Origin of the sequence: Paraburkholderia sp. RAU6.4a (genome assembly GCF_050435625.1) — a bacterium.
GTDB classification, from domain to species: domain Bacteria; phylum Pseudomonadota; class Gammaproteobacteria; order Burkholderiales; family Burkholderiaceae; genus Paraburkholderia; species Paraburkholderia tuberum.
The window spans coordinates 3918571-3938650 of record NZ_JBNDKQ010000002.1 but is presented as its reverse complement, the minus strand read 5'-3'; the positions used below and the strand labels follow the sequence as shown (position 1 = coordinate 3938650).

General features: G+C 62.4%; 15 protein-coding genes and 2 pseudogenes. 11 read left to right on the top strand and 6 right to left on the bottom strand.

The genetic code is table 11. From position 1 onward, the window contains the following. Positions 1–66: 66 nt before the first annotated feature. Complete coding sequence (locus tag OKW40_RS23025; RefSeq protein ID WP_184062059.1) at positions 67–858, bottom strand: SDR family NAD(P)-dependent oxidoreductase; 792 nt, start codon at positions 856–858, stop codon at positions 67–69. A 552-nt stretch (positions 859–1410) separates the two neighbouring features. On the opposite strand from OKW40_RS23025, the gene OKW40_RS23020 reads away from it, so the two are divergent. After that, positions 1411–1611: a hypothetical protein gene (locus OKW40_RS23020; protein ID WP_184044241.1), complete on the top strand. Its 201-nt coding sequence runs from the start codon at positions 1411–1413 to the stop codon at positions 1609–1611. A gap of 51 nt (positions 1612–1662) precedes the next feature. Here OKW40_RS23020 and OKW40_RS23015 read toward each other — a convergent pair whose 3' ends face one another. Beyond that, on the bottom strand, positions 1663–2580 hold the full coding sequence (locus tag OKW40_RS23015; protein ID WP_184062061.1) for a LysR family transcriptional regulator: 918 nt from the start codon (positions 2578–2580) through the stop codon (positions 1663–1665). Positions 2581–2709: 129 nt separating this feature from the next. On the opposite strand from OKW40_RS23015, the gene OKW40_RS23010 reads away from it, so the two are divergent. Next, positions 2710–3642, top strand: coding sequence for a DMT family transporter (locus OKW40_RS23010; RefSeq protein WP_429491656.1), 933 nt, complete (start codon positions 2710–2712; stop codon positions 3640–3642). Positions 3643–3801: 159 nt separating this feature from the next. Here the strand turns inward: OKW40_RS23010 and OKW40_RS23005 are convergent. Both OKW40_RS23005 and OKW40_RS23000 read right to left on the bottom strand, forming a co-directional pair. Continuing rightward, a pseudogene (locus OKW40_RS23005) lies at positions 3802–4071 on the bottom strand (alpha/beta fold hydrolase); the annotation flags it as partial. 3 nt (positions 4072–4074) lie between these two features. Then, positions 4075–6333 (bottom strand): filamentous hemagglutinin N-terminal domain-containing protein, encoded by a 2259-nt coding sequence (locus OKW40_RS23000; protein WP_429491654.1) that lies wholly within the window; start codon positions 6331–6333, stop codon positions 4075–4077. 925 nt (positions 6334–7258) lie between these two features. Here OKW40_RS23000 and OKW40_RS22995 point away from each other — a divergent pair. Continuing rightward, the gene (locus OKW40_RS22995; RefSeq protein WP_429491653.1) at positions 7259–7405 is read left to right on the top strand and encodes a hypothetical protein; all 147 of its coding nucleotides are present in this window, start codon (positions 7259–7261) and stop codon (positions 7403–7405) included. 28 nt (positions 7406–7433) lie between these two features. Beyond that, positions 7434–7620 (top strand): annotated as a pseudogene (locus OKW40_RS22990) (sigma factor); the annotation flags it as partial. A gap of 397 nt (positions 7621–8017) precedes the next feature. Here the strand turns inward: OKW40_RS22990 and OKW40_RS22985 are convergent. After that, the gene (locus OKW40_RS22985; RefSeq protein WP_429491651.1) at positions 8018–10285 is read right to left on the bottom strand and encodes a filamentous hemagglutinin N-terminal domain-containing protein; all 2268 of its coding nucleotides are present in this window, start codon (positions 10283–10285) and stop codon (positions 8018–8020) included. 1118 nt (positions 10286–11403) lie between these two features. On the opposite strand from OKW40_RS22985, the gene OKW40_RS22980 reads away from it, so the two are divergent. The 4 genes from OKW40_RS22980 to OKW40_RS22965 all read left to right on the top strand — a co-directional run bounded on the left by OKW40_RS22980 (position 11404) and on the right by OKW40_RS22965 (position 14179). Next, positions 11404–11805 carry an NUDIX hydrolase gene (locus tag OKW40_RS22980; RefSeq protein WP_429492035.1) on the top strand — a complete coding sequence of 134 codons (402 nt, stop codon included), beginning with the start codon at positions 11404–11406 and terminating at the stop codon, positions 11803–11805. 106 nt (positions 11806–11911) lie between these two features. Further along, on the top strand, positions 11912–12571 hold the full coding sequence (locus OKW40_RS22975) for an MgtC/SapB family protein (RefSeq protein ID WP_429491649.1): 660 nt from the start codon (positions 11912–11914) through the stop codon (positions 12569–12571). 17 nt (positions 12572–12588) lie between these two features. Next, positions 12589–12858 carry a hypothetical protein gene (locus tag OKW40_RS22970; protein ID WP_429492033.1) on the top strand — a complete coding sequence of 90 codons (270 nt, stop codon included), beginning with the start codon at positions 12589–12591 and terminating at the stop codon, positions 12856–12858. 118 nt (positions 12859–12976) lie between these two features. Further along, complete coding sequence (locus OKW40_RS22965) at positions 12977–14179, top strand: MFS transporter (protein ID WP_429491647.1); 1203 nt, start codon at positions 12977–12979, stop codon at positions 14177–14179. 258 nt (positions 14180–14437) lie between these two features. On the opposite strand, the gene OKW40_RS22960 is transcribed toward OKW40_RS22965, so the two are convergent. Then, a complete protein-coding gene (locus OKW40_RS22960; protein WP_429491645.1) occupies positions 14438–15550 on the bottom strand; it encodes an alpha/beta fold hydrolase in 1113 nt (370 codons plus the stop codon). Between the two features lie 475 nt (positions 15551–16025). Here OKW40_RS22960 and glgC point away from each other — a divergent pair, with 475 nt between their 5' ends. The 3 genes from glgC (at position 16026) to pdxY (ending at position 20025) form a co-directional block, all read left to right on the top strand. Further along, the gene (gene glgC / locus OKW40_RS22955) at positions 16026–17288 is read left to right on the top strand and encodes a glucose-1-phosphate adenylyltransferase (RefSeq protein WP_090803975.1); all 1263 of its coding nucleotides are present in this window, start codon (positions 16026–16028) and stop codon (positions 17286–17288) included. Positions 17289–17428: 140 nt separating this feature from the next. Beyond that, the gene (glgA, locus tag OKW40_RS22950; protein WP_184032883.1) at positions 17429–18889 is read left to right on the top strand and encodes a glycogen synthase GlgA; all 1461 of its coding nucleotides are present in this window, start codon (positions 17429–17431) and stop codon (positions 18887–18889) included. 269 nt (positions 18890–19158) lie between these two features. Next, complete coding sequence (pdxY, locus tag OKW40_RS22945; protein WP_090803972.1) at positions 19159–20025, top strand: pyridoxal kinase PdxY; 867 nt, start codon at positions 19159–19161, stop codon at positions 20023–20025. The last annotated feature ends 55 nt before the right edge of the window (positions 20026–20080 follow it).

Here is a 20080-nt window from a genome sequence, read left to right as displayed (position 1 = left end):
GCCGCCCTTGTCTTTGCACTGAGTTGGGGCCGGTCGTGTGAGAAGTCGGCCCAATGCCTTCGCGGTCTAGAAGGCGCTTTTTATAACGCCCCCGTCGGCCCGCAACGCGGCTCCCGTCGTGGCCGACGAAAGCGGACTGGCGATATAGGCCACGAGCGACGCGATTTCCTGCGGCGAACCAAATCGCTTGATGAGCGAGGTGGGACGGACCTTCTCGAAGAACTCTGTTTCGAACGCTTCAAACGATTTGCCGTCGGCCTTGGCAAGGGTCTCCACGAATTCACCCACTCCCCGCGATTTCGTCGGCCCCGGCAGCACGCTATTGACCGTAATGCCCGTGCCGGCAACGGCTTCGGCGAGCCCCCGCGAGACCGCCAGCTGCGCGGTTTTCGTCATCCCGTAGTGGATCATTTCTGCTGGAATCTGCACCGCGCTTTCGCTCGAAATGAAAATGATGCGCCCCCAGTTGGCCTGCCTCATCGCAGGCAAAAACAGGCGAGCGAGGCGTACCCCACTCAAGACATTGACGTCGAAGAACCGCTGCCAGTCCGCATCGGGAATCTCTTCAAACGGCTTGGGCTCGAAGATGCCCAGGTTGTTGACCAGAATTTCCACGTCCGGATAGCGTCGCGCGAGCTCTTCTGCTGAAGCGGCGGTACTGAGATCGCCCGCAAATCCCTGCACGTCGCTGCCCGTCTGCGCTTTCAGCTGCGCGACCACGTCGTCCACAGATGACTGGGCGCGGCCGTTCACGATCACACGAGCGCCCTCCTGCGCCAACGTGGTGGCGATAGCGAGACCGATGCCGGCTGTGCTGCCGCTCACCAGTGCGAGCTTGCCTGTCAGGTTCAGGTCCATGGGTGATTTCCTTTCAATGGATGAATTAAAAATGGCGACATCGGAACTTGAACGTCGGATGCCGCCAGGAAGTCCACGTACGTGTAATCGATGCGCCACCATCGACCAGTGAGGCGGTTCGGTCAAGAACGCCTGCGATTCGTTGCTGTCGTTCATGCCTAGATACATGTGCGTGTCCACAGCGCGCGGCAACACCGATTAAGTCAGGATCGAGCGTAGAGCCTCGCTTTCGAACAGGAAAAAGAGTAGATGATCTGGCGGAGATGGCCAGGAGCAGCAAAGCGTATATGTGGGACACGCACATGAGTGGCGGGCGGATAGCGAAGCAGACAGACCTGAAGTACGTGCAGGAGAAGGAAAACAAGGCCATGTCAGCGATTTTCCAACTTCGTTTGGCTAAGTGATGGTGGCGCCCAAACTCGCATCATCGCGATTCACGGGGGGATGCGCTCCGCGCAGGTCACGCCCGGATGGCATGACATGTGCATTGTGTGCTGCAAGCAGCCGGCCGCTTAAATGTTTGTACAACCCTCTTGTTCAAGGAGAAACATCATGAACACGCTGACCATCGACGACATCCAGAACGCTGCAGAACTTGATCACCAGGAGATGACCAAAATCCAAGGTGGCCGGATGAAACTACCCGGCCAGCACATCGGCTCGATCCTCACGTCCGCTGATGGCGACCCTGTCGGCGTCTATGTCGACGGCGTGCTGCAAAACTCGGTCACCGACGGCTTCTACCACGGCTGACAGCAAAGGAGGCGCGCAGCCCTGCGCGCCTGATGCCGTCGGTGTGGCAGCCTACCTGTCGTGGAGCTGGCTCACCAGGTAATCGATGAGCGCACGTGCTCGAGACGGTAAAAAACGACTCGACGGATAAAGCAGCCAGACCGGTCCCATATATGTACGGGCCTCGAACTCCCAGTCGGTCAGCACCCGGACAATGCCGCCCCTGGAAATCGCCTGCGCGGCAGCAAAATCGGGCAAGCTCGCAATGCCCAGGCCATGCAGCGCAGCATCCAATCGCGCGCCCGCATCATTGGCGATGTATCGCCCCTTCACTTCGACCGACTGTGTCTCAGAGTCGCGGCGGAAATGCCATCGATTGTCGTCGACCGTCTCCCCTAGATACATGCATGCATGCCGAGCAAGGTCGTGCGGCTCGGCCGGTGTCCCCCGTTCCGCGAGATAGGCAGGTGACGCGCATAGAACCCATTTGACCGCTCCAAGTCGCCGGGCAGCAAGGCCTGGCGGAGGCGAACGCGTGAGTCGGATCACCATATCGACATCGTCACGTAGCGGATCGACTTCGTGGTCGGCGAAGACCAGATGGACATCCACGTCGGGCCACATGCGCAGAAATTCGGGAACAAGCGGATGGATGACAGATCTCGCAAATGAAATCGGCGCACTGATGCTGACCTTGCCTCGCGGATCACCCGTCACTTGTCCCGCGACGTCGACGGCGCCCGACGCTGCGCCGACCATATCCCGGCAATACCGGTAGATCTGCGCGCCTGAATCCGTCAAACGGATGCTACGGGTCGAGCGCTCAAGCAAGCGCGTGCCAAGCGAATCCTCAAGGCGCTTGATCTGCCGACTGACAGTCGACGGTGTACTGCCCAGTTGCCGCGCGGCAATGGAGAAGTTGCCGGCGTCGACAACCCTCGCAAACGTCGCCATGTCGGGTAGCAACGCAAAGAGTTCATTGGGATTCATCGCGACCCTCGCACGCGCGCCAGTCATTTGTGCATCTCAAACATAAAAGATGTTCCACTGACCCGGATTATATTTGCCAATGCAATACCCGACAATTTGGGCCGTTCGAATGAAAACAGAAGGTCCGTCATGTCGAAGCAAAAGAGGCCGTTATGGATATCCGACCTGATGCTGCTTGCGGTCGCGATGGTATGGGGCACCAGTTATGGGGTCGTGAAAGGCGCGCTCACGATCTATCCCGTGCTCGGTCTGCTGGCGTTGCGCTTCGGGCTGACGCTCCTTGTGTTGTCGCCGGCGTTGCGCTCGCTCCGACACGTCAAAGCGTCCGCGTTGCTGGGTGCGCTCGGCTCCAGTGCAATCCTGCTCAGCATCTTTTTGGCCGAGACTTTCGGGATAGCGCACACACGCGCGTCGAATGCGGCGTTCCTTATCAGTCTGTGTGTCGCGCTTACGCCGCTGGTCGAATGGGTGTTGCTACGACGAAAGCCGTCGAGTGGCGAATGGATCGCCGTGGGCCTGTCGCTGACGGGCGCCGCGTTCGTGAGCGAAGGCGTGATCATTCCGACCGCCGGCGACGCGCTGATTCTTCTTGCGGCGTTACTGCGTGCGCTGATGGTGTGCGTGACCAAGCGTGTGATGCGCGAATCGGAACTTGCTCCGCTGTCGGTGACGGCGGTCCAGGCAGGCGTCGTTGCATTGGGCAGTGTCCTGGCGGCGTTCGTGCTGCCGTCACAACATTGGGATGCGCTGCCGTCGCTCAGTGGGCACGGTGACTTCTGGGCGAGCATCGCTTACCTCGTGCTCGCCTGTACGTTGTTCGCTTTCTTCGCACAGAACTTCGCCGTCAAGCGCAGCAACCCAACGCGCGTCGCTTTGCTGATGGGAAGCGAGCCCGCGTTCGGTGCGCTATTCGCATACGTATGGCTCGGTGAGCATCTTTCTGGCTGGGCATGGTTTGGCGGAGGTCTGATGGTACTTGCATCGGTGCTGGCGGCGGTTCCGTTTAAAAGGGACGCCAACGCGGCACTTGAAATGCATCCCGCCACTTCGGTTGACGGTTAGGCTGTCTTCAGGGCGCAAGCAGTTCCTGGCCGACTAGAGCCTGTCCGCAAGCGTCCTCCGTGGAAATCCGCGACGAGCCATAAAGTAGCAACCAGGACCTTTCGCCTGGCGGTGAACGACGCAGGAGTACGGTAGCGGGACAGAAAGCCGTTTGAACGCTCAACGATTGGTCGGCACCGCCGCGAGTCCATCGAGCAGTGCCTGATGAAACGCTTCCGGATCCTGCATCTGCGGCGCGTGACCGAGCCCCGCGAACTCGACCAGCGTCGCATGGGGAATCGCCTTCGCGGCCGCGCGGCCCAATTCGGGGTAATGGCCGAGCTTCGGGCGCACCTCGGGAGGCGAGGCGTCCTTGCCGATCGCCGTCGTGTCCTTCTGGCCGATCAGCAGCAGCGTCGGCATGCTGAGTTGGCCCAGCTCATAAAATATGGCTCACTGCCCGGTGACTTGCCAGGTCAGGACGGGGTGCGTGGCCCCGGGCGGCATCGTCCAGGCGCCACTCGGACCGAAGTCCCAGCCGACAAAACTCGCCGGGGCGCTCATCTGGGCGGTAGTGAGCCCGTTCGATGCTGGCAGGTTGCCGCCACTCGACGACTGTCCCGTTGTCTGTACGTTCCAGTAGACGTCGCTCCCAATGCCAACGCAGTTGAGGTAGCCGCAGATGCCGCCGACGAAGATCGAGGCCGAACTCACGGGACCCGTCGCGAAGGACTGTGTGATCGTTCCGTGGTCGGCGTTGGTCACCGCGAGTCCTCCTGCGTACCCGAAAACGTTATCTGCGGTGACTGATCCGGTTGTGTATGACTCAGTGATCGTGCCTTCGTTACTGATGACCAGCCCGCCGGCAACACCAGCCCGGACGGTTGCGCTGCTGCCCGAGCGCGCGATCAGCCCGTAGTTAGTGGCGACAAGTCCGGCGAACCAGTCGGTTGAATCGCTGGTCTCTGAAACAATGGCCCCGGATGTAAAGACGTTGGCGACCATTCCGTAGTTGTAAACGGCCAGTATCCCGGCGTAGGAAAGATTGTTAGCCGTTGTGCTGACGTTCGACTTGACGTTCACGTCGCGCACGACACCGGTTGCGCCAATCTCACCAAAAATCGCGACATCGCTCGGCAAGACGTTGGAAATCGTATGCCACATACCGTCGAACTGGCCCGCGAAAATGAACGCGAGTGTTGTGAACGCGACATTGCTCCCATCGATGTCCTTGCCGAGTGCGTAGTTGCCGGCAAGATCGTTCTCGATGCTCTGCAGGTCCGTGACCGAATTGACGAGTTTATAGCCGGTTATCTGCGTCACGAGCCCGCTGTAGAGCGGCACGCTCCAGGCCGCATTGCCGACAAGCGTGCCGGGGCTGTAACTGCCGTTCATATCGTAGAGCGTGCTGACGATGCCCGTACTTTTCGACCAGTCGATGGTGCCATTGTTGATGACGCTGCCGCCGTTATCGATGCCCGAAGCGTCGGAGCGCAAGGCCAGATTGCCCGCACCATTGTTCACTATCGTCGTGCCCGTCGTCACGGAGACGTTGTGGTACGCGGCAAGCGTGAGCGAAGCCGGACCGCTCCAGCTCAGGCTCGAAGCAATGCCCAGGTCGCCCGTTGCGCCGTTCGCGCCTGTGGTCGTGACATCGATCGACGTGCCCGCGTTCAGGCTGCGCTGCAACGCGCGCGCGGCGGCATCATCGATCGTGAAAGCCGGCGTCAAAAGGTTCCATTGGCCCGCGTGAACGGCTGCATGCCTGCCGAATGCGAGTTGTGCCGCTTGCGTGTCGACCGTTCCGCCGCTGCCATCCGCGTTGCTCACGGAGATCTTGCCGAGTTGACTGACACGGCCGCCATCGGCGACGAGCCACACGTGACCGTCACGATCCGCCGTGCCCGTCGCGCGAATGCGCGTGCCGCCGCCAGCAAGCGCATAGACGTTCCCATCGGCGGCCTGCAGGCTGACCTGCGCGGCCTTTATGTGCCCTCTATTGACCACGGTGCCCTGACTGCCCGTCTGCACGAACACCTGTCTGCTGCTGCCCGAGTCCTGTAACAACACCTGTTCGCCTGCAGCCAGTTCGGCCGTACCGTTGGGCGCTGTGATAGTGCCCGCGTTGATCACGGCGTGTCGCGCAATCAGGAACACATCGCCGCTGCTCGAACTGATCTTGCCGAGGTTGATCACGCTTGCGTCCCGGTCGCCCGACAGCGTGAGGGAACCACCACCCTGCATGAACGCGTCGTCGCAGACATCGAGCGTTGACGCGACGAAACGGCCACCGGTGCTGATCACGCCCGATGGCCCCACGACGATGCCTTGCGGATTGATCACATACAGGCTGCCCGTCGCACTGAGCCTGCCGAAGATGGCGGACGGCGAGCCGCCCGTCACGCGGTTCAGCGTCGCGCCCGAGCCGTTGTCGAACGTCACGCTGTTGTTCCTGCCGATCGAAAAACTGTTCCACTCGATCACGCCGCGCGTCGAACCCGGTTGCGTGACCACGAGGCCGTTGGCCTGGCTTGCTATCGCGCCCGTGCCGGCCACGTAAGTGCCGCCTTGTGGAAGTTTGCCCGCCGCGAGCGTCGCATGGGCAAAGCACAGTCCGGTGAGCGCGCTGCCGATGACGAGCCACCGGCGTCCGGCTGACTGCCGACGACGCAGTGCGCGTCGCGTGCGCCGAGGTAGTTTTGGACGTGACATACACCCCCTTTCCGCGTGGGGCGCGGAATGGCTGACGACGACCCGCAGAGCCGGCCTGAAACGCGTTAGTCGTAGCGTCTGAAGAATAGCCGCTGGCGTCGCCGACGCATGCCGATATCTCTGCGTTTTGCGCCTTCTTCGCCTTTTATTCTGTGCGCTGTGGCCGCCTGGCGTGTACCGGCATCTCCGGATGCTTTTACGAATTCAACGCGAAACTGCGCCACGACGCGACCGGGTTCTGCCAGTCGCCTGTGACACGTGCTGTGGACAGCCTATGGCGATGGACGATACCGGCGCTCGTGTCCCAAAGGCCAAGGACCGTTTGCAATGCGGAGCCGACGTCTGAACGTCTGTCTAACGGGAGGGGCGAATGACGCTTGATGGCCGTGTGCCGACCCATGCAATTTGCATACACAACGTCAACCTCGCGAGGCTGCGATCGGCAGCACACGACCCACATTAGCCGGTCATGGGGTTGCGATACCATCGGCCGCTTCCGGGTTCTTCGGACATCCGCCGCGCTTCACGAACAAGGTATCGTCGGCAACCGCGAACGTCGTTCTAGCGATGCGGCGCTATGCCAGCAAACGGTCGCGGCGCACTTGCGCAAAGTCTGTGCCGCATCGAACGTGCATCGTCCCGAGGCGATACGTGTCATAAATAACCAATGCGGTGGAATAATGGCGCGCCGGTGGGCGTTTGTAGATTAGGCGCGTCGCGTGCAAGACCGCGAAGCCGTGGAACCGCGAAACGGAATCGTCGGCCGCGCACAGCAGTTGCGTCCCCGTTTTGCAGGAGGTTGTCTGTCCTTTTTGTAAACGTTCACCGGCGTCGCGGCACCTTGCCGCCAGCGATCCGCGACTCGCCGGCTCAACGCGCGGCCGCGCGACAAGTCAGTCGCGTTTGCCGTGCAGGAGAGTTCTAAATGAAAGTATCAAGACTGCTATCGGCCGTATGCGTGATCATCGCGCTAGGAGTCGCATCGTTGTCGTTGGCCGCGTGCCAGTCCACGGGCGACACGAGCTCGTCGGGCAGCAGCAGCGGCACCAGCAGCAGCAGCAGCGGCTATTGATGCGCGCTCGGGCGACCGTCAGCGCCGCGTGAACCCCGACGGGGAAGTGATATCTCGGCTCCCGCAGCCGCGGCTATGCGCGTGCGCTGACGGGCGACTCAGTCTGGGCTGACCATCTGGTTCACGATACGGCCGAGCGGGCGCTCGCGCGCTGGAAAGCCTTTTGGCCCGACCGCAATCTGCGTGCGTGGCTGCTGACGATCCAGCGACACATTGTCTGACAGGCTCGTGAGGAAAATGCCGACATCTTCTTCTGGAACGAATCTGGCTTTCGGGCCGCTTCTTGAGTAGAGCAGCCGGTTGAATGACCATCTAAGCGCAAGGGCGAACGACCGTAGGTGGCCGACCTCTGCCTGACGCGATCGGCGGCACGCGACCCGTCAGAGACATCGGAACGGCATTTCGCAAACGTCTCACACATGGCCATTCTCAGACATTCGACGTTACTGCCTGTACTCCAACCGGCACGATAAGGTCAACTGCTCGTGGACATGGCATGCGGGTCATTTTCTTCGCATTGAACCGAAACACATCAAGGCCGATGGCTCAGCTCGACCCACTCCGGTCTCGAGTCGTCTGCGCGATGGACAGTTCCACCAACATCGCTCCAGGCTAATGTTCCACTTGCCACCGCAGCACTGGATGCGTGGCGCCAGTTGGCATGACCCACACGCCGTTCGGCCCGAAGTCCCAGCCGACGAAGCTCGCCGGGTTGCTCATCTGGGCCGTGGTGAGCCCGTTGGACGCAGGAAGGTTGCCGCCGCTCGTCGGTTGCCCGGTTGTCTGGACATCCCAGTAAACGTCGGTGCCGAGACCCGAACAGTCCACGCAGATGCCTCCCTGGACCAACCCGTTGCCGCTCGAGACTCTGCCCGATGCAAACGACTGCGTAACGGAACCGAAGTTCTCCAGGACTAGCCCGGCGCCACCGCCATGCGTATAAAAGCCTGTAGAGGAGCCCGTTGCATACGACTCGTCGATCCTCCCATAGTTGGTGAAAACGAGTCCGGCCGCCTCGCCACCGGTCCGAACCGTAACACTGCTTCCAGAGCGTTCGATCAGCCCGTAGTTCGACCCAACGAGTCCTGATAGCGTTGCGGAAAAGCATTCGCAGCTGTTCGCGCCAGAGGCGAATGTATTGACGATCGTGCCATGGCTATTGATCGCCAGGAGGCCGATTCCACCGTAGAACCCTGTGTCATTGGCGGGCGGGTGGCCGTCGACTTTCAGGTCGCGCACGACGCCGCCTTGCCCGATGTCACCGAAGATAGCGTCGAGGTTCGGCGAAAAATTCGAAATGGTATGCCACATGCCGTCGAATTGGCCGGCGAACGGCGCGCTGATCGTGTAGTCGGTAGTGCCCAGCGTTGTGAACGCAGCGTTGTTCGCTTCGATATCTTTTCCCAGTGCGTAGTTGCCGGTCATGTCGTTGCCGACGGCCTGAAGGTCCGCTACCGAATTGACCAGTCGATAGCCGGTGATCTGCGTGACCAGGCCGCTGTAAGCCGGGGCGGTCCATAAAGCATTGCCGATCGACGTACCGGGGCTGTAACTGCCGTTCATATCGTAGAGCGCGCTGACGATGCCCGTACTCTTCGACCAGTCGATGGTGCCATTGTTGACGACGCTGCCGCCGTTATCGATGCCCGAAGCGTCGGCGCGCAAGGTCAGATTGCCCGTTCCGTTGTTCGCAATCGTCCTGCCGCTCGCCACTGAGACATCGCGGTACGCGGCAAGCGTGAGCGAAGCGGAACTCTTCCAGCGCAGGCTCGACGCGACGCCCAGGTCGCCCGTTGTGCCGTTTGCACCCGTCGTGGTGACATCGACCGAGGTGCCGGCGTTCAGGCTGCGGCGCAATGCATGCGCGGCGACATCATCGATCGTGAAAACAGGCGTCGAGAGATTCCATTGGGCTGCATTGACCACTGTGTGCTTGCCGAACGTCAGCTGTGCCGCCTGTGTATCGACGGTCCCGCCGCTGTCGTCCGCGTTGCTCGCGGTGATCTTGCCGACTTGGTCCACACGGCCGCTGTCGGCGACCAGCCACACATGGCCGTCGCGGCTGGCCGTGCCCGTCGCGCGGATGCGCGTGCCGCTGCCTGCGAGCGCATACACGTTGCCGTCGGCGGCCTGCAGGCTGACCTGTGCGGCCGTTATCCGCCCCTTGTCTACGACCATGCCCTGACTGCCTGTCTGCACGAACACCTGCCTGCTGCTGGCCGAGTCCTGCAGCAACACCTGCTCGCCCGCGGCCAGTTCCGCCGTGCCATTGGGTGCCGCCACGGCCCCGGCGTTGATGACGGCGTGTCGTGCAATCAGGAACACATCGCCGCCGCTCGAACTGATGCTGCCGAGGTTGATCACGCTTGCATCGGAGTCGCCCGACAGTGTGAGCGTGCCGCTACCGGTCATGAATGCGCCGTTGCAGACATCGAGGGTGGACGCGACGAAGCGGCCACCCGTGCTGATCACACCCGACGGGCCCACGACGATGCCCTGCGGATTGATCACGTACAGGCTTCCCGTTGCACTGAGCCTGCCGAGAATGGCCGAGGGTGAGCCACCCGTTACCCGGTTAAGGGTCGCGCCCGAGCCGTTGTCGAATGTCACGCTGTTGTGCCTGCCGATCGAGAAACTGTTCCAGTCAATCACGCCGCGCGTCGAACCCGGTTGCGTGATCACGAGACCGTTCCGCTGGCTGGCTATCGTGCCCGTGCCGGCGACGTACCGGCCGCCTTGCGGAAGGCTGCCCGCCGCGAGCGCCACGGGCGTCAGGGACAGTCCAGTCAGCGAAATGCCGATGGCGAGCCAGATGTGTCCGCGCGGTTGCTGTCGACGCAGTGCGCGTCGCGCGGGCCGAGGTAGTTCCGCATGTAACATACAGCCCCTTTTCCGCTGCGTGCGGAATGGCTGCCGACGACCCGCAGAGCCGGACGGAAACGCGTGAGTCCCGGCGTCTGAAGAATAGCACTCGGCGTCGCGAATGCATGCCGATATCTCAGCGTATTGCGCCTTCCTGTTCGGACTATTGCGGCATCTGTTGCGTGGTGGGACTTATGGTGCGCGTCGGCAAAATCCGACGCCAGATTGCGCCAAGGCATCAAGAGCAGCGACCGTGTCTTCCACTGTTTCGGTCTCAAGGTGAGCTGTCGACAGCGGAAAATATGGCGATCGAAGATAGGCGTTCGTGTTCTGGAGGCCAATGGCCGCTTGCGATTGCAGAACCGACGTCTGAACGTCTGTTCAACAATAGGGGCGAATGACACTTCGTGGCCGTGTGCCGACCCATGCAATTTGCATACACAACGTCAACCTCGCGAGGCTGCGATCGGCAGCACACGACCCAATTCGGCCCGCTAGCCAGCGACTTTCGACGGCGCAACCTCGCTCGGAAGCAGACGTTAGATCGACCGAGCGGCAGCATGAGTTTTGACCAGCCGAGACAAGCGATCAGGCAAGCAAAACATTGCCGTGCTCGCTGATACCTTGTTTCGCTACATCGACGATCCGGGCCGCGTTGCCGTTCTTCAAGTCTCGTCGCTGTCCGAGTTTCGCCGGGAGGCCGCGCCTGACCCGCACGAGTCCGGACGCCTCGATTTTCGGATCCCCTGGCCGATGCGGACCGCGAGCGCATGGAGTTCGACGCACATGTACCACGGCCACCAAGCGAGGTGATAGAACCACAAAACTACGCTGCGGGGACCGTGACGCCACTGGCGGGGAATTCCGGCCTCAGGCAACTCACCCAGTGGGCGGTAGCCAATCGAGCACATTCCGATCGTCAGCCAGATGACCGAAATGATGAAGGTGGGAAAAGAAGCCAGGTTTGCAATGCGAAAATAACGAGCGGCAAGCAGACTTCGAACGGCGATCGGGTTTTCATCGTATTTTCTCCCCGTCAAAATAATGCCGAACTGAAGCCGGAGCGCGGAGCTCCTGGCGTACCGTCGAATTCCCAGATCGAACTGGATACGACGCGCTTCGCCTCACTTTTAACAATATCACTCCATCAGGTCTCCTCGAACGTGAAAGATAGAGCCACCATCGTATGCAGACAGCAGGACCATATTCTGCTGGTCACGCGAGGCATGTCGCGTTGGTCGCTGCCGGGCGGAACCATACGGCGCACCGAGTCGCCGATGGAGGCGGCGAAAAGGGAGTTGGTTGAGGAGACGGCTCTCGATGTCGACGGCTTGACCTACCTGTTCGAATTCGGCGGCCTGACCAAACGGCATCACGTGTTTTTTGTCGATCTCCCGGAAGACGCCGAACCCCAAGCGAGCAACGAGATTGCACGCTGTCACTGGTTTCGGCCAAAGCGCGTGTCCTCGCTCATCACCAGCGTCCCCACTCGTGGAATCGTCGAACTGATATTTCGTCACAATACTGTCACAATCTAGGGTCAATCGAAGCGCCTTCCGCGGCTCGCACCCTAGTTTTTGAAGGGGCTGGCCGCATGGCGGGGAAATGTCTATTGGGCGATCCATTGTGATAAGCAACTTTGAAATGCTGTCGCGCCTCTTGATGGCCGCGTTGCTCGGCAGCGTAATCGGCTTCGAGCGCGAGAGACTGAACTGGGCAGCCGGGCTGCGCACACACATGCTGGTGTGTGTCGGGGCTTCGCTGATGATGCTGGTTTCCGCGTTCGGTTTTGCCGACGTGTTAGGCACTAAAGACGTTGTTCTCGATCCTTCCCGGGTTGCCGCGCAGGTCGTCTCGGGGATCGGGTTTCTCGGCGCGGGATCGATTCTGCTTCGGGGCGAAGTCGTGCGGGGTTTGACGACGGCGGCCAGCCTGTGGTCCGTAGCCGGCATTGGTCTCGCTGTCGGCGGCGGAATGTACACGCCGGCAATCGGCGCAACCGTCATCATCCTCATCATTCTGGCCGGTATCAAGCCGCTGGAGCGACGCTATATTTCCGTTCGGCAACAGCGCAGCATCCAGTTGTCGGTCGAGCGTGGGAGCGTTTCGCTCGATGCAGTCAATCGTGCACTCGGCACGGGAAGCGTCCGGGTCAAGCAGTTCATCGTCCAGCAGACCGAGGATGACGCTGACCTCGATGACGTGCAAATTTCGCTGTCGCGGGTGTCCCCCGGTGAATTCACTGCGATCTGCTTGCGGCTTGAACAGATGCCCGGCGTGCGTGTACTCCGGCACGACGGGTAAAGGTAGGACGAAGCGTGATGCGTCGATACGAGTATGAGGGCTTTACGCTCGAGGTGACCGTTGAATCGGATTTCAGCCTCCGGCCGAACAGGCGGGCGCTGGCCAACTCAGGCTATGTCGCCGTCGTCAAAATATATCAGGGGGTCAATGCCGTTGCCGTGTTTTCGCCGTTGCGGTTCGGCGAGGCCAAAGGCCGCCCTTTCGCAACGGAGGCTGATGCGGTCATGGGCGGGCTTACCGCAGCGAGAAAGATTGTCGATGACCTTTTCGGCAGCGAGCGGCATTAACCCGTGAAGTCGCATGCAGCGCGCGGCACGCTTGATCCAGCCGCGTCGTTGTTGAACGGCCCTGTCCACGGTGCGCACGCGCGGTTTGGATGTCGGTTTCGGAGGCAGGATGGTGGCTATGACGCAGGGTCGCGGCAGCGCTGCCACATGGGCGCTTGCCGCCGCACAACTGATCTCCTGGGGCACGACCTATTACGCCTTCTCGCTGTTCGTCGAGCCGATGGAGCAAGCGTGCGGATGGAGCCGGACATCCACCAACGCGGCATTGTCTATGGGCCTGCTTGTTTCTGGCCTCGCCTCCTATCCGGTCGGTGCATGGATCGACAGGGGGTATGGGCGAGCCGTCATGGCCGCGGGATCCCTGCTCGCGTCAGCGATGCTGGCACTCTGGTCTCAGGCGCAAAGTCTCGCGACGCTCTTTATGGTCTGGGTCGTACTGGGCGCCGCGATGGCGGCAACGCTCTACGATCCGGTCTTCGCGGTCGTCACGCAGCGCTACCCGGATAGCTTTCGCCCGAGGATCACGCTGATCACGCTTGTCGGCGGATTTGCGAGCACGACATTCATCCCACTGACACAGGGATTGATCGATCTGCAAGGGTGGCGGCACGCGCTGCTCATCTTTGCCGCCATCAATCTTTGCATCTGCCTGCCCGTTCACGCACTGGCGTTGAACAAAGACGATGATGGCGGCCGTACCGCAAAGCACAGGACGTCGCTCAAGCGATCGAGTGCCGGAGCCACTAGGCGTGCATTGCGCACACCGGCATTCTGGGCACTCGTGGTTTGCTTCACAGCCTACTACGGAACGTTCGTCGCGCTGACATTTCATCTCATTCCGCTAATGGCCGAGCGCCGCGTCCCGCAAGCCGTCATCCTGGTGACGATGGCAGTGATCGGCCCCGCACAGGTTCTCGCCCGTATCTTATGGTTCATCGCAGGAAAACGCGTCTCACCGAAGCTAGTCGGACTCGTCATCACGGCGGCACTCCCGCTGTCGGTTGTCGTGCTGCTGTTCGCGGGGACATCGCCAGCATTGCTGATCCTTTTCGCGCTCGTCTATGGCGGCGCAAACGGTATGATGACGATCCTGCGCGGGACTATTGTGCAGGAAGTGATATCGGTAGAAGGCTACGGTGCGATCAACGGAATGCTCGCCACGCCGTCGAACATTGCGAAAGGTATTGCGCCACTCTCGGCGGCGACGATCTGGACAGTGGAGCGAAGCTATGTGCCGGTCGAGTGGGTCATGCTGTTTGTATCGCTGGTTGCAATGGTGGCATTCGGAATAGCCATGCTGTACGCGCAGCGAACCACGTAGAACAAGACCTGATTCAGTGGGCGGCTTCAAAAAAGCGATGGGTCGAACGAAACCCATTCCCGAACCGAATGACCGAAAGACGTTGGGGTTCGGCCGATGGGGCGTATCCGCTGGACGGCCGCAAGTGGCCGACTACAGCCTGTCCGCGAGCGTCCCCCCTTGAAATCCGCGAAGAACCATAAAGTAGCCGCCAGGAAGTTTCGCCTAGCGGTGAACGACGTCGGAGTACGGTGGCGGGACAGAAAGCCTTTTGAACGCTCACCGATTCGCCGGCACCGCCGCGATCCCATCGAGCAGCGCCTGATGAAACGCTTGCGGGTCCTGCATCTGCGGCGCGTGCCCCAACCCCGCGAACTCGACGAGCGTCGCATGCGGGATCGCCTTCGCGGCCGCGCGGCCGAGTTCCGGATAATGGCCGAGCTTCGCGCGCACCTCGGGCGGCGCCGCGTCCTTACCGATCGCCGTCGTGTCCTTCTGACCGATCAGCAGCAGCGTCGGCATGCTGAGCTGGCCGAGTTCATAAAAAACCGGCTGGGTGTAAATCATGTCATAGAGCAGCGCGGAATTCCACGCGACGATCTGCTTGCCCGGCCCACGATACATGCCCGCGAGCATCTGCACCCACGGTTCGTAGTCCGCGCGCCATTGCCCCGCGTAATAGGTCGCCTGCTCGTAGCGGCGGATGCCGTCGGCGGTGGTCTTCAGCTCCCGCTGATACCACTGGTCGACCGACAGCGACGGCACGCCCTTCGCCTTCCAGTCCTCGAGTCCGATCGGGTTCACGAGCACCAGTTGCTGCGTTTCGCGCGGATACATCAGCGCATAGCGGACGGCGAGCATGCCGCCCGTCGAATGGCCGACCACCGTCACCTCGCTGACGCCGAGCGAATCGAGCAGCGCATGCGTATTGCGCGCGAGTTGCTGGAAGCTGTACTGGTAATGCTCGGGCTTGCTCGATTTGCAAAAGCCGATCTGGTCCGGTGCGATCACGCGATAGCCGGCATCGCTCAGCCGGCGAATCGTCGCGTCCCACGTCGCCGAGCAGAAATTCTTGCCGTGCAGCAACACCACGGTGCGGCCGTTCGCATGCGCGGGCTTCACGTCCATGTAGGCCATCTGCAAAGGCACGCCCTGCGAGGTGAATTCGAAGCGTTCGACCGGCGCCGGGTAGCTGAAGCCCTGCAGCTCCGGACCGTAGGCCGGGCCGGAATCGTCGAGGGAAGACGCGGCCGCGGCGCTCGCGACGGCCGGGCTCGCCTCGCTGACCGGCACGCCCGCCGGCGTCGCGGCCACCGCGACGGACGCCGCGCACAACATGGCGCAAGCGCAGACACTCGACAGGGCAAGCAGGAATGGGCGGTGAAGATTCATCGGGATGCTCTGCAAAAAACGCAATAGGGATGCACGAGGCAGGGAGCGCACGATTCTACGATGCGCCGCCGAACTCCGCCGCCAGTCGCGCACTGCGGGCACGGCACACGGCCGCGGCGAGATGGCATGCATATTGCGCCTCCTAGGCTCAAGCATCGTCCGGACGCGACCTCGTGGCCAATGTGTTGCGCCGCACCGAAAAACGCGCCGTAACAGGCGATCGTTTGAGGATGATCCGCCACGCGGCCCCCGCAATAAACATTATTCGCTCGCGTCCAATCGGTGCTAGAACTGACTGAGGGACCCGCTAAAACAGGCAGCGAAGAACGGCAATGCGGCACGACTGCCAGGCAGCCCGAATCATCAGCGCAGAGGAAGCGACCAGATCATCCCGGGGGTATATCAATCAAGCAACCATCTTGCATGCGGTCGGAGCGAGTGCTGAAGGGCTCACTCCGATCGACAGGAGACAAATATGAATACTCCGGCACGGCTGAACGACTTACAGCGCACTACCCTCGCGATCGTCCTCGCCGGCGGACGCGGTACCCGGCTCGGCCCGCTCACGAACAAGCGCGTGAAGCCGGCGGTGCACTTCGGCGGCAAATACCGGATCATCGACTTCGCGCTGTCCAATTGCCTGAATTCCGGCATCCGCCGCATCGCGGTGGTCACGCAGTACAAGGCCCATTCGCTGCTGCGGCATCTGCAGCGCGGCTGGAGCTTCCTGCGCGGCGAGATGGGCGAGTTCATCGACCTGTGGCCCGCGCAGCAGCGCGTCGAAGGCGCGCACTGGTATCGCGGCACCGCCGACGCGGTGTTCCAGAACCTCGACATCATCCGCTCGATCCGCCCGAAGTACGTGGTCGTGCTCGCGGGCGACCACATCTACAAGATGGACTACACGCGCATGATCGCCGATCACGCGGACAGCGGCGCCGACTGCACGGTCGGCTGCATCGAGGTGCCGCGCATGGAAGCGGTCGCGTTCGGCGTGATGGCGGTCGACGAAAATCGCCGCGTGACCGGCTTCGTCGAAAAACCGGCCGACCCGCCTGCGATACCCGGTCGCCCCGACACGGCGCTCGCGAGCATGGGCATCTACGTGTTCAGCGCCGACTACCTGTACACGCAGCTCGAAGAGAACATCGCCGCGATCGATACCGATCACGACTTCGGCAAGGACATCCTGCCGCGCGTCGTCACGCGGGGCGTGGCGATCGCGCATCCGTTCAGCATGTCGTGCGTGTCGTCGGACCCGAGCGTCGAGCCGTACTGGCGCGACGTCGGCACGATCGACGCGTACTGGGCCGCGAACCTCGACCTCGCCTCGACGATACCGACGCTCGACCTGTACGACGAGTCATGGCCGATCTGGACATACCAGGAGCAGTTGCCGCCCGCGAAGTTCGTACGCGACATGAAGGGGCTGCAGGGCTCGGGCAACAATCTGATCGTCTGCGGCGGCTGCGTGATCTCGGGCTCGCAGATTTCGCGCTCGGTGTTGTCATCGAACGTGAAAGTGAGTTCGTTCTGTAATATCAATGAGGCAGTGTTATTGCCGCAGGTCACGGTCGGCGCGAGTTGCCGCCTGCAGAAGGTCGTGATCGACCGTGGCTGCACGATTCCGGAAGGCACGGTGATCGGCGAAGACCCGGCGCGCGACGCCGAGCGCTTCTATCGCACCGACGAAGGCGTCGTGCTGGTCACGCAGGAGGCGTTGCGCGAGCATCCGTAGTAGCGCGCCCGCCGCCTGCCCGCGCCGGCGGCCACGCGCCGCCGGCCAGGCTTCACCTTGCTTCACCCGGCTTCGCCCGAACCACCGCTGACTATTTGCGGACCCCGAGCAACCCTGCCACCCCGACAGAGACCCGGCCTATGACGATTCGCGCCCTGCACGTCGCAAGCGAGCTGTATCCCCTCCTCAAAACGGGCGGTCTCGCCGACGTCGCGGGCGCGCTGCCGTCCGCGCTGATCGAGCGCGGCGCCGACGTGCGCGTGCTGCTGCCGGGCTTTCCGGCCGTGCTCGCCGGCCTGCGCGATCTGCAGCCGGTCGCGCAACTGGGCAGCCGCTTCGGCGCGCCGAACGTGACGCTCGAACGCGGCACGCTGCCCACCAACGGGCTCGCCGTCTACGTGATCCGCGCCGCGTCGCTGTACGACCGCCCCGGCAACCCGTATCTGAACGACGAACACGTGCCGTACGGCGACAACGCGCAGCGTTTTGCGCTGCTCGGCTGGGTCGCCGCGCAACTCGCGCAGCAAACGGACCCGACGTGGTCGCCGCAGATCGTCCACGCGCACGACTGGCACGCGGGGCTCGCGCCCGCCTACCTGAAGGCCGCCGAACGCGAGCACGGCCGCGCGCCCGCGCGCAGCGTGTTCACGATCCACAACCTCGCCTACCAGGGGATTTTTCCCGCGCATCAGTTCGGCCTGCTCGGCCTGCCGCACGATTTCTTCAACATGCACGGCGTCGAGTTTTATGGTCAGCTGTCGTTCCTGAAGGCGGGGCTCTACTACGCCGAGCGCATCACGACCGTCAGCCCGACCTATGCGCGCGAAATCCAGACGCTCGCGCACGGCGGCGGGCTCGATGCACTGCTGCGCCATCGTGCGCACGATCTGAGCGGCATCCTGAACGGCGTCGACTACACGGTGTGGAATCCCGCCACCGATACGCTGCTCGCGACGCACTACAGCGCGTCGAGACTGGCGGGCAAGCTCGCCTGCAAGGAAGCGCTGCAAAAGCGCTTCGGCCTCGCGCAGAGAAGCGACGCGCTGCTGTTCGGCGTGGTGAGCCGGCTGACCGAGCAGAAGGGCCTCGATCTGCTGCTCGGCGCGGTGCCCGAGATCGTCAAGCGCGGCGGGCAACTGGTCGTGTTCGGCACCGGCGATCCGGCGCTCGAGAATGGCCTCAGGATGGTCGCGCAGGCGCATCCGGAATCGGTCGCGGTCGAGCTCGGCTTCGACGAGACCCTCGCGCATACGATCATCGCCGGCAGCGACGTGGTCGCGGTGCCGTCGCGCTTCGAGCCGTGCGGGCTCACCCAGCTCTATGCGCTCGCCTACGGTTCGCTGCCGCTCGTGCACTGCATCGGCGGTCTCGCGGATACGGTCGCCGACGCATCGCTCGAAAACCTCGCCGACGATTTCGCCACCGGCTTCGTGTTCGAACGCTTCGATCCGAAGGGACTCGCCTCGGCGATCCGCCGCGCGTTCGCGCTGTACGGACGCCGCACCGAATGGAAGGCCACGCAGCGGCGCGCGATGCGCCAGGACTTCGGCTGGGGCGCGTCGGCCGACCGCTATCTGGCCTTGTATCGCGAACTCGTCTGAAGCATCCGGCCGCACGCTGAACTGTCAGGTTTCGTTAATCTTCACGCGCGTTTGATGGTTCGGCGCAACAGCACGGGGACGGATCAACTCGCGGCTGTCAAACTCCTGTATCGTTTGCTGGCTTGCCGGCTATGCAGTTCGTGGGTTTTTCCTGCACCATCTGTATCAGGCATGTCTGCCGCGCGGCGCCCGGGCCATCGGCCCGCCCGCGCGAGCCTCCCCTTCCAGTGTTTTGTTGACCGCGCATGACCGGTTGCGCGAGCCTTACCATGACGAAAAACGTTCTTAGCATCCAGTCCCATGTCGTGTTCGGTCACGCCGGCAACAGCGCGGCCGTGTTTCCGATGTGCCGGCTCGGCGTCAACGTGTGGCCGCTCAACACCGTGCAGCTCTCGAATCACACGCAATACGGGCATTGGAGCGGCAGCGCGATCGACGCATCGCAGATGGAAGATCTCGTCGACAGCATCGGCGCGATCGGCATGCTGCCGCGCTGCGACGCAGTGGTCTCCGGCTATCTCGGCACGAAGGAACAGGCGCAGGCGGTGATTGACATCGTCAAGGCCGTGAAGGCGGCCAATCCCCGCGCCTGGTACTTTTGCGATCCGGTGATGGGCGCCACGGGCGGCTACAAGGTCGAGCCCGGCATCCAGGAATTCCTCGTGAAAGAAATGCCGCAAGTCGCCGACGGGATCGCGCCGAATCACATCGAATTGCAGCGCCTCGTCGGTCGCGAGATCGAGACGTTCGAGGAAGCCGTCACCGCGTGCCGCGAGCTGCTCGCGCGTGGGCCGAAGCTCGTGCTCGTCAAGCATCTGCTCGATCGCAACAGCCCCGCCGACCGCTTCAACATGCTCGTCGTCACCGAACGCGAAGCGTGGATGGGACAGCGTCCGCTCTATCCGTTCGCGCGCCAGCCGGTCGGCGTCGGCGATCTGACGAGCGCGGTCTTCGTCGCGCGCACGCTGCTCGGCGATTCGATCCGCTCGGCCTTCGAGCACACGCTCGCCGCGGTCAATGCGGTCGTCAAGGCGACCTGGCAGGCCGGACGCTATGAACTCGAACTGGTGGCGATGCAAAATGAAATCGCCCAGCCGCGCGAGTGGTTCGATGCGTGGGTCGCGGAAACGGCTTAGATAACTTAGGCACGTCGCTCGTTGCCGAGCGCCCTCGCCAGCACCCTGCTGGCGG